Genomic DNA, 12,241 nt, shown 5'->3' on the forward strand with positions numbered 1-12,241 from the left:
TATCGCAGGCAAGCCAGCTCCCACATTAGGACTGCGTGGTCTTACAGCCCTCCCATCAACAGGTATTTGATCTCCAGGTAATCATCCAGCCCATACTTGGAACCTTCACGGCCCAGGCCTGATTCCTTGATCCCACCAAACGGCGCAACCTCGGTGGAGATGATCCCTTCGTTGATGCCGACCATGCCCGCCTCCAGGCCTTCGGCCATGCGCCACACCCGGCCGATATCGCGACTGTAGAAGTAGGCGGACAAGCCGAACGGCGTGTCATTGGCACGTTGCAGCACCTCGGTCTCATCCTTGAAGCGAAAGCACGCGGCTACCGGGCCAAAGGTCTCTTCCTGGGCGATCAGCATCTCGCCATGGGCTTCGGTGAGAATGGTCGGTTCGAAAAAGGTGCCGCCCAATGCATGGCGACGGCCGCCGCAGAGCAGTTTGGCGCCCTTCTCCAGCGCATCGCCCACATGCGCTTCAACCTTGGCCAAGGCCGCCGCATTGATCAGCGGGCCTTGCTCGGTGTCGCCGTCCAGCGCACTGCCCACACGCATGGCGCTGACGGCTTCGGCCAGTTTGCGCGTGAAGGCGTCGTAAACGCTGTCCTGGATAAAGAAACGGTTGACGCACACGCAGGTCTGCCCGGTGTTGCGGAACTTGGACGCCATGGCGCCTTTGACGGCGGCGTCCAGGTCGGCGTCGTCGAACACGATAAACGGCGCGTTGCCGCCCAGTTCCAGCGAGACTTTTTTCAGCGTGTCGGCGGCCTGGCGCATCAGCAGTTTGCCGATGCGCGTGGAGCCGGTGAACGACAGCTTGCGCACTACGCTGGAAGCTTGCAGCGCGCCGCCGATGGCCACCGCATCGCCGGAGACAATATTGAACACCCCGGCCGGAATGCCCGCCTGCTCGGCCAGTACCGCCAGGGCAAACGCCGACAGCGGCGTTTCTTCCGATGGTTTGAGAATCATCGTGCAACCGGCCGCCAACGCCGGGCCGACCTTGCGGGTGACCATGGCCAGCGGGAAGTTCCACGGCGTGATTGCCGCGACCACGCCGATGGCTTCCTTGGTCACAATAATGCGCGCGTCGGCCTTGTGGGTCGGTATCACGTCGCCATAGGCACGCTTGGCCTCTTCACCAAACCACTCCAGAAAGCTGGCGGCGTAGACCACTTCGCCCATGGCTTCGGCCAAGGGTTTACCCTGCTCCAGACTCAGCAGCCGGGCCAGGTCTTTCTGATTGCTGAGCATCAACTCGCTCCAGCGCTTGAGGCGCTGGCTACGCTCCTTGGCGGTGAGCTTGCGCCAGGCCGGCAGTGCGCGGTTGGCGGCGTCGATGGCCAGGTGGGTTTCTTCAGCGCCAGCGCGTTGCACCTCAACGATCAGCGCGCCATTGGCCGGGTTGACCACCGGATAACTCGGCCCACCGCTGGACCATTGGCCATCGATGTAGTTGCCAGTACGGATCAGCGGGTTCATGCCACGGCCTCGATCAGGTTGAAACGGTCCAGGCCCGGGCGGGCCGCGCGCAGGATGCGCTTGCCGGCGGTGTAATCATTGATCACGTCGCACGGCGTGTAATTGCGTTCCAGCTCGTGCAGTTCTTCGGCGTCGAGCTGGGTGTCCAAGGCCGCCAGCGCGCTGTCGAACTGCGCGGTGGTGTCGGCGCCCACCAGCATCACGTCGACGCCCGGGTGGTTGGCGACCCAGGCCTGGGCGATCTGTGCATTGGACACACCACGGGCACGCGCCACACGCTGAACCGAATGGGCGATGTCGAACGAGGCCTGGTCGCTGTACATCTGCTGGGTGAAAAAGTCGGTCTGGTTGCGCGTCGACTGCACTTCGCCGGTCAACAGGCCACGGGCCAGCGGGCTGAACACCGAGACGCCCAGGCCCTGGTCGCGGCAGAACGGGATCATCTCGCGCTCTTCTTCGCGGTAGGCGCAGTTCAGTTGCAGCTGCATATTGATCGGCTTGACCCAACCATTGCGTTCGCAGGCCATGAGGATTTTCGCCAGTTGACCGGTGAGCATGGTCGACACGCCGATGTAGCGAGCCTTGCCGGAACGCACGATGTCGTTCATCGCCGCCATGGTTTCTTCGACCGGGGTGTTCACATCGAAGTAATGCAGCATGAACACGTCGACGTAATCCATGCCCAGACGGCTGAGGGATGCGTCAATGCTGTCCATGATGTGCTTGCGCGAGTGGCCGCTGGCATTGATGCCACTGCGGGTGCCGTAGCCGACCTTGGTGGTGACCACAATGTCTTCACGCCGTGCCACGCGCTTGAGGATGCGCCCCACCACTTCTTCGCCGACGCCTGCGGAATAAAAGTCGGCCAGATCGATGAAGTTGACCCCGTTGTCCAGGGCGTGGGCGACGATCGGCTCGCTTTGCTTTTCATCGAAAATCCACGGTTTCCAGTCCGGGGTGCCCATGTTCATGGTGCCCAGGCACAGACGCGAGACTTGCAAGCCGGAGTTGCCCAAACGAATGTATTGCATGGCAGTCTCCTCAGGCCTTTGGCGTGTAGAAAGGGTTGCTGATGTGGTTGACCACATCAGCCAGTTGCGCGGTGTACGGCGTGCCATTGAGGGCCGCGCGGATGGCGGTGCGGCAGGCGTTGTAGTTGTTCAGGTAGACCGCATCGAGGTCGTCGCAGCCTGGGTTTACCCAGTTGGCGGTGACAATCGCCCACTCGTCTTCGGCTTCGGGCGGCAAGGTGCCGTCCAGCAAGGCTTCGAGCACCGCCTTGGCGATGCCGGCCTGGGACGCGCCCCAGGTGGCGTTGCCGTGCAGGTCGCTGCCGATCGCGGCTTTGTTGACGTAGAGGGTCATGGGTTTGACCGGGATATTCGGCTGGGCGATCACCATAAATGGGCAATGGCCCTGGCTTGGGGACGCCAGGCTGTTGGCGAACGCTTGGCCGGCAGGGCCGTTGCGGGGGCCGATCAGAATATTGATGTGGGCAGCATTGACGCCTGGGCCTTCGAAGCCTTCGCCGATGTACAGATCAAGTGCTTTCATTTTCGCAAACGCTCATTGTTGTTATGGGGAGCTGGTTGGCGAATTTTTAGCACTGACGGCAAAAGCGCCCGTAACCATTAAAAGTCATGGGGCTGTGAGTTTTTATCATGCCCCCGCTACAGCGCGAGCTCCATCTTGATAATCTCGATGGACACCGGGCTGTTGCCCCGACTGAAGGTGCCCTCGCCGACCTTGCGAAACCCGAAGGCGGCATAGAAGTTTTCGGCGTTGAGGGTCGCTTCCAGGCAGGCCTTGGCATGGCCGGCGTTCTTGATGCGCTGCAAGGCCTCATTGAGCAGGCGCGCACCAATGCCCTGCCCGGCGGCATCGCCGCGCACAAACAGTTTGCTGATTTCATGGCCGTCGATTTCGATAAAACCCTGCAGCCTGTCGGTGTGTGCCAGCCACAGGTTGCCGGCAGCAATGGCCTCGCGGTAGGTCGCGGGTGAGCGGCCGTTGAGCCACATGGCGATCTGCTCGGGGCCGTAGTCGCCCGTGCAGAGGTTTTCGACGGAATGCTTATGCACCTCGAAGATGCTTTGCGCGTCGTCCAGCAGGGCGGATCGGATCAGTACGTTTTTCATTCCCTTGAAATTCCACCGGCAGCCAATGAACCCAGGTTTTATAGCTCAACCGGCGATGTGCCGCGACCCAAGACCGCACATCTTGTGCGTTGACCTGTTTTGTTACACACCATATAGTGTGCCCACAAACACAAATCACCACTACATAGTGTGCAGTATCGGTATTTACCGACCACACTCTGCGCAGTATTTCAATGCCTTGAAGCCTGCAAAAACCTATTTTTCGAGTACCAGGAAGGAGAATTTCAATGTTGAGTTGGGATGAAGTCGACAACGAAGACACCGGTGCAGCGGTGATCAAAGGCGCCAACGCCGGCCACGCCACCGAAGCCAACATGGACCGCCTCGACGGTGCCGGCGCTGCCGCCGCCATCGAAGCCCGCGCCGTCACCGCCAATGACTCCGCCGCCATCGTGCGCGCCAAGGCCGCCCTGGACAAACTCGACGTCGCCGAAGGCCTCGCCGAGCTGGAAGGCTCCGCCGCCCGCGTCGCCGTTGACGAAAAGCGCATGATCAACTGCCGCGCCGACCTCAACCAACTTGTACCCTTCAAGTACGACTGGGCCTGGCAGAAGTACCTCGACGGCTGCGCCAACCACTGGATGCCGCAAGAGGTCAACATGACCGCCGACATCGCCCTGTGGAAAAACCCCGAAGGCCTCACCGACGACGAACGCCGCATCGTCATGCGTAACCTCGGCTTCTTCTCCACCGCCGACTCCCTGGTTGCCAACAACCTGGTACTGGCCGTGTACCGCCTGATCACCAACCCGGAGTGCCGCCAGTACATCCTGCGCCAGGCCTTCGAAGAAGCGATCCACACCCACGCCTACCAGTACTGCATCGAATCCCTGGCCATGGACGAAGGCGAGATCTTCAACATGTACCACGAGATTCCATCGGTCGCTAAAAAAGCAGCCTGGGGCCTCAAATACACCCGTTCGATCTCCGATCCGAAGTTCGAAACCGGCACCGTCGAGACTGATAAAGAGCTGCTGCGCAACCTGGTCGCCTACTACTGCGTCCTGGAAGGCATCTTCTTCTACTGCGGCTTCACCCAAATCCTGTCCATGGGCCGTCGCAACAAAATGACCGGCGTGGCCGAGCAGTTCCAGTACATCCTGCGCGATGAGTCGATGCACCTGAACTTCGGTATCGATGTGATCAACCAGATCAAAATCGAAAACCCGCATTTGTGGGATGCCGAGATGAAGGAAGAAGCGACCCAGATGATTTTGCAGGGGACGCAGCTGGAGATTGAATATGCGCGGGATACCATGCCGCGTGGGGTGTTGGGCATGAATGCGGCGATGATGGAGGATTACCTCAAGTTCATCGCGAACCGTCGTTTGTCGCAGATCGGTTTGAAAGAAGAATACCCAGGGACGACTAACCCGTTCCCGTGGATGAGCGAGATCATGGACTTGAAGAAAGAGAAAAACTTCTTCGAAACCCGCGTGATCGAGTACCAGACCGGCGGCGCGCTGAGCTGGGATTAAAAATGTAGGAGCGGGCTTGCCCGCGATGGCGGCGGGTCAGTTAAGCATATATTGGCTGACACTCAGCTATCGCGGGCAAGCCCGCTCCCACATGGGTTAGCGGTATTTTTTAGACTTGCGTACAAACTTTATGCCCAACCAAACCATCAAAACGCCCTGCGTCGGCCTGTGCTCCACCGTTTACGGCGACCTGGTCTGCCGGGGCTGCAAGCGTTATCACCATGAAGTCATTCAATGGAATGGCTACAACGCCGACGAAAAACAGGCGGTGTGGCTGCGCCTGGAACAGTTGCTGGTGCAGGTGATGGCCAGCAAGCTTGAGGTGTTTGACCCGCAGCTTTTGCGCCAACAACTTGAAACCCGCAAGATTCGCTTTATGCCACACCAGTCGCCGTACTGCTGGGCGTACCAGCTGATTGCCCGGGGCGCGCGGGTGATTTCCAAACTGGACGCGTATGGGCTGGCGCTGCTGCCGGAGTTTCGCGAGCGTCACCTGGCGGATTTGCGTGATGCGATTGACCGCGAGTTTTTCCTGCTGTCCGAGGCGCATTACGAGCGCTATATCGCGCCGGGCTTTTTGAAAGAAGCCTTTGGGCCATCACTGATCGCCACCTTCTAGACTTGCCGTCAGCTATGGACAGGCAGCGCTAACCCGAACAGCACAAAAAAACCACCGCAGACTTTATTGAATCGGCGTCCGGTTCGGGCTAACCAGGGCCTGACCCGATGTGCTGCGCTGGCCACCAGATATTCAACAACAAACTCCACCACGGCGTAGGTCAGCGCAATGGCGGCCGTCTGCGCGATGAGGCTTCGGTGTGGGTCCAGAAAAGGTGGAATGAAGGCGGTGAACAGCAGCAGCGCCTTGGGGTTTGAAATCGCCGATACCAGCCCTTGGCGAAACAGCGACCAGCTTCGCAGGCTGGTCGTAACGGCTGCCTCAAGACTCACAGGCGCCGAGCGCCACAACCCAAACCCCAGCCAGATCAGGTACAGCCCGCCAACCACCTTCAGTGCCGTGAACCAGGTGGCAGACGCCTGGATCAGTGCCCCCAAGCCTAAAGCGCAAAACGACAACACCACGGCAAAACCGAGCACGCCGCCCGAAATCGTGAAGAGTGTTTTGCGACGCCCGTGAATGGCGCCATGGGTCAGCACTAATAACGCATTGGGCCCTGGCACTATAGCGATGCCGCAGCAGGTAACCAGGTAGAGCAACCAGGTGTCGAATGGCATGGTCAAATCCAGCAGGCAGGGGTTGAGGCGAGGATTTTGCGGGTGAACAAACCTCTTGAAAAGCGCATAATTTACGTCACAGCCATTCGATTAACGAATAGAGGTCACCTGGATGCCTGCCAGCAATTTGCAGATCGATTGGCTCAAATGCTTTGTGGCCGTGGTGGATGCCGGCTCGCTCTCTGGCGCGGCCCATGAGGTCAACCGCTCGCAGTCCGCCGTCAGCATGCAAATGAAAAAACTGGAGACAGCGCTGGGGCGGCAGTTGTTGAGCCGTGGCCCGCGTCACCTTCAACTGACGGCGGACGGTCAGTTACTGCTGGGCTACGCCCGGCGCCTGCTCGCACTGCACGCCGAGACCCAAGCGGCCTTTCACGGTGAAGAATTGACCGGACGCATCCGCCTTGGCGTTGCGGAAGACTACGCGGCGATGTATCTCACGCCGGTGCTCAAGCGTTTTTTGCCGCGCTATTCGGGTGTGGAAATAGAACTGACTTGCGAACAGTCGGCCGCACTCATCCCGCGTGTGCGCAGCGGCGACCTTGATCTTGCACTCGTGTCGCGTGACGCCCCTCAAAGCGGCACTTTTCTGTTTAAGGAACCCATGGTATGGGTCGGTTCGCCCCAGTTCGAACTGTGGAGGCGCGATCCGCTACCTATCGCCGTCTACGAAAGTGCAAGCCTGGCCAGACGTTATGCGGTGAACTCACTGAGCCAAAAGGGACGTGAATTCAAGGTGGTTTACAACAGCTCCAGCCTTGCCGGCCAACTAGCCGCCGTTGAAGGTGGGCTGGCGATTGCCGCAATCACCCAATGTACCGTGCAGGCATCGCTTCAGGTTCTGGGCAGCGAGCACGGCTTGGGCAGGATTGAACCCATGGAGGTTTCAATCCTGCGAAGCCGGGCCTCGCGCGGGTCTGAAGCGGTTGATAGCCTGCATGCATTCATCATCAGCTCACTGAGGCAGCAGGCTTAACAGGGGTTCAAGAGGTCCAGGAAGGCTCGCGCTCCGCCTGCACGCCATACCGCTCGATCGCCTGCTGACAAACCTCGGGTTCCAGACGGCCCTGCTCCACCAACGCCGTCAGCGCCGCCAGCACAATGTGATAGCGATCCACCTCAAAGAAATCACGCAACGCTGCCCGAGTATCGCTACGCCCAAAGCCGTCGGTGCCCAACACCGTGTAGCTGCTGTCCAGATACGAAGCGATCATCTGCGGCACCGCCCGTACATAGTCGGACACCGCAATCACCGGTACACCTTTAGGCAAACATGCATTTACATGACTGGAGCGCTTCATATCCTGAGGATGCAACCGATTCCAGCGCTCCACCTGTCGCGCATCCCGTGCCAGCTCGCTGAAACTGGTCACGCTGAACACCTCGCTCGCCACCTGCCAATCCTCCTCCAGTAACTGCGCGGCTGCCTGGGCCTCACGCACCAGCGTGCCGGAACCCAGCAGGCGTACCTTGGCATCCGCAGCACCTTGCAACCGATACATGCCCTTGATAATCGCCGCCTCCACGCCTGCCGGCAGCGTCGGTTGCGGGTAGTTTTCGTTCATCAGGGTCACGTAGTAGAACTCGTCCACATCGTGCTCCAGCATCTGACGCATACCGTGGTCGAGGATCACCGCGAACTCGCCGGCAAACGCCGGGTCGTAGGCGCGGCAGTTGGGCACCGTCGCGGCTGCCAAGTGGCTGCTGCCGTCCTGATGCTGCAGGCCTTCGCCGCCCAGGGTGGTGCGCCCGGCGGTGGCGCCGAGCAGGAAACCACGGGCGCGCTGGTCGGCGGCAGCCCAGATCAGGTCGCCGACGCGCTGGAAGCCGAACATCGAGTAATAGATATAGAACGGCAACATGCGCAGCCCATGCACCGAATAACTGGTGGCGGCCGCCACCCAGGAGCTGATGGCGCTGGCCTCACTGATGCCTTCTTCGAGAATTTGCCCGTCGGTGGCCTCGCGGTAGCTGAGGATCGAGCCAATGTCTTCCGGTTCGTAACGTTGCCCAACACTGGAATAGATGCCGATCTGCTTGAACAGGTTGGCCATGCCGAAGGTGCGTGCTTCATCCGCAACGATTGGCACGATGCGCGGGCCGAGAGCCTTGTCCTTGAGCAGGTTGGTGAGCATGCGCACAAACGCCATGGTGGTGGACATCTCCTTACCCTCGGCTGCCGTAGCGAAACCGGCGTAACCCGCCACCGGCGGCACGCTGACGGGTGCGGCCAGCGGGCTGCGGCTTGGCACATAACCGCCGAGTTTGTGCCGACGTTGATGCAGGTAACGCAGTTCAACGCTGTCCTCGGCGGGTTTGAAAAAACTTAAGGATTCGGTCTGCGCATCCGTGAGCGGCAACTGGAAGCGATTGCGAAAAGCGAGCAGCGCGTCGCGATCGAGCTTCTTCTGCTGGTGCGTGGTCATCTTGCCCTGCCCGGCTTCGCCCATGCCGAAGCCCTTTTTGGTCTGGGCCAGGATCACCGTGGGCTGGCCTTTTACCCGGCGCGCGGCATGGTAGGCAGCGTGGATCTTGACCATATCGTGGCCACCGCGCTTGAGGCGGTCGATTTGCTCGTCGCTCATGCCCGCCACCAGGGCCGCCAGCGACGCGCTTTGGCCGAAGAAGTGCTCGCGGTTATAGGCGCCGTCTTTGGCGGCAAAGGTCTGGAATTGCCCGTCGACGGTGTTCGACAAGGTTTCCACCAGTGAACCGTCAGTGTCCTTGGCCAGCAAGGCGTCCCAGTCCGAGCCCCACACCAGCTTGATCACGTTCCAGCCGGCACCGGCAAACAAGGCTTCGAGTTCGTCGATGATGCGCCCGTTGCCGCGCACCGGACCGTCGAGGCGCTGCAGGTTGCAGTTAACCACCCAGGTCAGGTTGTCCAGGCCTTCGCGGGCAGCCAGGGTCAGGGCCGACATGCTTTCCGGCTCGTCCATTTCGCCATCCCCGAACACACCCCAGACGTGCCGGTCGGTGGTGTCCAGCAAGCCGCGATGTTGCAGATAGCGCATGAAGCGCGCCTGGAAAATCGAGCTGATCGGGCCGATGCCCATGGAGCCGGTGGGAAACTGCCAGAAGTCCGGCATCAGCCACGGGTGCGGGTAGCTGGAAAGGCCGCGTGCGCCGGCTTTTGGCCCGCCGATTTCCTGGCGGTAGTGCGCCAGGTCGTTTTCCGTCAGGCGCCCTTCCAGATAAGCACGGGCATATATACCCGGTGCCGAATGCGGCTGGTAGAACACCAGATCGCCACCGAAGGTGTCGCTGCGCGCCCGGAAGAAGTGATTGAAGCCGACTTCGAACAAGTCCGCCGCACTGGCATAACTGGCGATATGGCCACCGAGTTCGCCATACGCCTGGTTGGCGCGCACCACCATGGCCAAGGCGTTCCAGCGCACCAGCGAGGCGATGCGTTCTTCGGTGGCCAGGTCACCGGGAAACGCCGGTTGCTGCTCAACACTGATGCTGTTGATATAGGGCGTGCCGTGGCGCGGTTTCCAGTCGATGGGCGCAGCGCTGCCTTCGCGGGCCAGCAGGTCGAGGATCTGGCGCGCCCGTTCTGGCCCGGCATTGGCCACCAGCGAGGCCAGGGCGTCGCGCCACTCATCCAGTTCTTGTGGGTCTTGGGCTGTGTGATTGACTGCACTCGCGAAACCGTTCATGGGCACCTCCGGGCTTTTTTTCCAGTTTATGTCGGTGCCTGAGGATTTTTTGCCTGTTATCAAGCGCAGGTTCAAGCATTTTGAGCATGAATCACTGCCAATCATCTTTTTAGCAGCACGTTGTGCTCAAACACGACGAAGCACCGCAACTGTGTTTAAAATGCCGCCCGCTCAACGACTGACGCTCAACGATGAACCCAGACGCACTCGCTACCCTGCACGCCCATTTGCTCACCGCCCTGGCCAACCCGCCGAGTGAAACCCGGCGCCTGTTCCACGGCCGTGGCCGCTGCTGGCCGGGCCTGGAGCAACTGACGGTGGACTGGTTGCAGGGCGTGCTGCTGGTCTCGTTGTTCAAGGAACCCGAGCCTGCGCAGCTCGAAGCCCTTAAACAACTGCTGCAAACGCAGTTCAGCGCTTACACCGTCGCCTTGCAACACCGCTACCTGCCGCAAAGCACCACTGAATGGCTCGCGGGCGAAGCCGTTGACGAGCTGACCATTACCGAAGGCGGCCTGCGTTACCTGATCGACCTGGGTAAAAAACAGAACAGCGGGCTGTTCCTCGACATGCGCTACGGCCGCAACTGGGTGCGCGAACAGGCCAAGGGCCAGCGCGTGCTCAACCTGTTCGCCTACACCTGTGGTTTCTCGGTGGCGGCCATCGAAGGCGGCGCCGACCATGTCGTAAACCTGGACATGGCCCGTGGCGCCTTGAGTCGCGGGCGCGACAACCATCGCCTCAATGGTCATGACCTGAGTAACGTCAGCTTCCTGGGCCACGACCTGTTCAAATCGTGGGCCAAGGTGACGAACAGCGGCCCTTACGATCTGGTGATCATCGACCCGCCGTCGTTCCAGAAAGGCAGCTTTCTGCTGACCAAAGACTACCAACGCGTGCTGCGCCGCCTGCCGGATTTGCTCACAGCCCACGGCACGGTGTTGGCCTGCATGAACGACCCGGCCTTCGGTGAAGACTTCCTGATTGACGGCGTAACCCGCGAAGCACCGGGCGTGCGCTTTATGCAGCGATTGGAAAACCCGCCGGAATTTCCCGATGTCGACCCGCAAAGCGGTTTGAAGGCATTGGTGTTCCGTCAGGGTTGATGCCGAAACGTCTGACCCTTGCTACGCTAAGTGATACACCGGGGCGGTGAACCTTATTCCCTCCTTCCCGGTCGATACCTGCATTCCCTGGCCAGACTCGACGGCGTTACGTCGTCGGCTGCCCTGTTTCATCTTTTGGAGAGCCGCCCGTGATATCGACCCTGCATGTAGCCAGACTCAAAGCCTGGGGCGCCCACGGCTTTACCGCCACCGGCGTGGTGCTGGCGTTCCTGGCCACCCTGGCATTGCTGGAAAACTCACCCAAGGCCTGCCTGCTGTGGCTGGGCCTGGCGCTGGTGGTCGATGGCGTCGATGGCTCGCTGGCGCGACGAGTGAATGTCAGCACGGTACTGCCCAGCTTTGATGGCTCGGTGCTGGACCTGGTGATTGACTACCTGACCTATGTGTTTATTCCGGCGTTGTTTATCTACCGCTATATCGACCTGCCGGACTTTACCCACCTGTTTACCGTGTCGGTGATCCTGGTGTCGTCGCTGTTCTGCTTCTGCAATGTGAACATGAAGAGCAAGGACAACTATTTTGTCGGCTTTCCCGCGGCCTGGAATGTGGTGGCCTTGTGCGTTTACATCATCCAGCCGGACGCCTGGGTGACCCTGGCCACAGTGATCGGCCTGGCGCTGCTGACCGTGACACCGATGAAGTTTCTGCACCCCTTCCGGGTCAAGCGCTTTATGCCGATCAACATCGCCGTGACCACCATCTGGTTGCTGTGCAGCTTTTTGATGGTGGTGGATTACCCCAATACCAACCCATGGACGTTTGGGTTGTGGTCGGTGATGTCGGCGTATTTTCTGGGGATTTGTGTGTGGCGCACGGCGTTGGAGTGGCTGGACAAACGTCACAGCTGAAGATCCAGAGCAGACGCAGAGCGTCAGAGGCGGCATTCCCACGCAGAGCGTGGGAACGATCACAGTCAGGCGGGCACGGTTTAAAGGTGGGAGCTGGCTTGCCTGCGATGGCGTCGGGTCAGTTACAGCAGTTGGGCCTGCCCTGCCGCTATCGCAGGCAAGCCAGCTCCCACATTTGGATCGCGTAGAACAACAAGATACAAGTAAGATACCGGCCTTTGGCGCAGCCCTTTTCTGCGCCCTGCCAATAATAAGC

11 protein-coding genes are annotated in these 12,241 nt (G+C 60.2%); 5 read left to right on the forward strand and 6 right to left on the reverse strand.

The window, feature by feature from the left end:
- Nucleotides 1-41: 41 nt before the first annotated feature.
- From HBO41_RS27360 to HBO41_RS27375, 4 genes are all read right to left on the reverse strand, one after another.
- Complete coding sequence (locus HBO41_RS27360; protein ID WP_169988489.1) at nucleotides 42-1,475, reverse strand: NAD-dependent succinate-semialdehyde dehydrogenase; 1,434 nt, start codon at nucleotides 1,473-1,475, stop codon at nucleotides 42-44.
- On the reverse strand, nucleotides 1,472-2,506 hold the full coding sequence (locus tag HBO41_RS27365) for an aldo/keto reductase (protein WP_017138436.1): 1,035 nt from the start codon (nucleotides 2,504-2,506) through the stop codon (nucleotides 1,472-1,474). Before HBO41_RS27365 ends, HBO41_RS27360 begins: the two co-directional genes overlap by 4 nt.
- A gap of 10 nt (nucleotides 2,507-2,516) precedes the next feature.
- A complete protein-coding gene (gene fae / locus HBO41_RS27370; RefSeq protein ID WP_017138437.1) occupies nucleotides 2,517-3,029 on the reverse strand; it encodes a formaldehyde-activating enzyme in 513 nt (170 codons plus the stop codon).
- A gap of 116 nt (nucleotides 3,030-3,145) precedes the next feature.
- On the reverse strand, nucleotides 3,146-3,613 hold the full coding sequence (locus HBO41_RS27375) for a GNAT family N-acetyltransferase (protein WP_017138438.1): 468 nt from the start codon (nucleotides 3,611-3,613) through the stop codon (nucleotides 3,146-3,148).
- A gap of 248 nt (nucleotides 3,614-3,861) precedes the next feature.
- Here HBO41_RS27375 and HBO41_RS27380 point away from each other — a divergent pair, with 248 nt between their 5' ends.
- Together HBO41_RS27380 and HBO41_RS27385 are read left to right on the forward strand one after the other, a co-directional pair.
- A complete protein-coding gene (locus HBO41_RS27380) occupies nucleotides 3,862-5,112 on the forward strand; it encodes a ribonucleotide-diphosphate reductase subunit beta (RefSeq protein ID WP_169988491.1) in 1,251 nt (416 codons plus the stop codon).
- Between the two features lie 130 nt (nucleotides 5,113-5,242).
- The gene (locus tag HBO41_RS27385) at nucleotides 5,243-5,731 is read left to right on the forward strand and encodes a DUF1289 domain-containing protein (RefSeq protein WP_017134687.1); all 489 of its coding nucleotides are present in this window, start codon (nucleotides 5,243-5,245) and stop codon (nucleotides 5,729-5,731) included.
- 8 nt (nucleotides 5,732-5,739) lie between these two features.
- On the opposite strand, the gene HBO41_RS27390 is transcribed toward HBO41_RS27385, so the two are convergent.
- Nucleotides 5,740-6,348, reverse strand: coding sequence for a LysE family translocator (locus HBO41_RS27390; RefSeq protein ID WP_099548301.1), 609 nt, complete (start codon nucleotides 6,346-6,348; stop codon nucleotides 5,740-5,742).
- A 112-nt stretch (nucleotides 6,349-6,460) separates the two neighbouring features.
- Between HBO41_RS27390 and HBO41_RS27395 the strand changes: the two genes are divergently transcribed.
- The gene (locus HBO41_RS27395; RefSeq protein WP_169988493.1) at nucleotides 6,461-7,324 is read left to right on the forward strand and encodes a LysR family transcriptional regulator; all 864 of its coding nucleotides are present in this window, start codon (nucleotides 6,461-6,463) and stop codon (nucleotides 7,322-7,324) included.
- A 7-nt stretch (nucleotides 7,325-7,331) separates the two neighbouring features.
- Here the strand turns inward: HBO41_RS27395 and mdeB are convergent, their stop codons facing one another.
- Nucleotides 7,332-10,010 carry an alpha-ketoglutarate dehydrogenase gene (mdeB, locus tag HBO41_RS27400; RefSeq protein ID WP_169988494.1) on the reverse strand — a complete coding sequence of 893 codons (2,679 nt, stop codon included), beginning with the start codon at nucleotides 10,008-10,010 and terminating at the stop codon, nucleotides 7,332-7,334.
- A gap of 191 nt (nucleotides 10,011-10,201) precedes the next feature.
- Between mdeB and HBO41_RS27405 the strand changes: the two genes are divergently transcribed.
- Entirely contained in the window at nucleotides 10,202-11,116 is a 915-nt protein-coding gene (locus HBO41_RS27405; RefSeq protein ID WP_169988496.1) for a class I SAM-dependent methyltransferase, read from the forward strand.
- 149 nt (nucleotides 11,117-11,265) lie between these two features.
- A complete protein-coding gene (pcsA, locus tag HBO41_RS27410) occupies nucleotides 11,266-11,985 on the forward strand; it encodes a phosphatidylcholine synthase (protein ID WP_017134682.1) in 720 nt (239 codons plus the stop codon).
- Nucleotides 11,986-12,241: the final 256 nt, after the last annotated feature.

The organism is Pseudomonas sp. WS 5146 (genome assembly GCF_012985495.1).
GTDB classification, from domain to species: Bacteria; Pseudomonadota; Gammaproteobacteria; order Pseudomonadales; family Pseudomonadaceae; genus Aquipseudomonas; species Aquipseudomonas edaphica.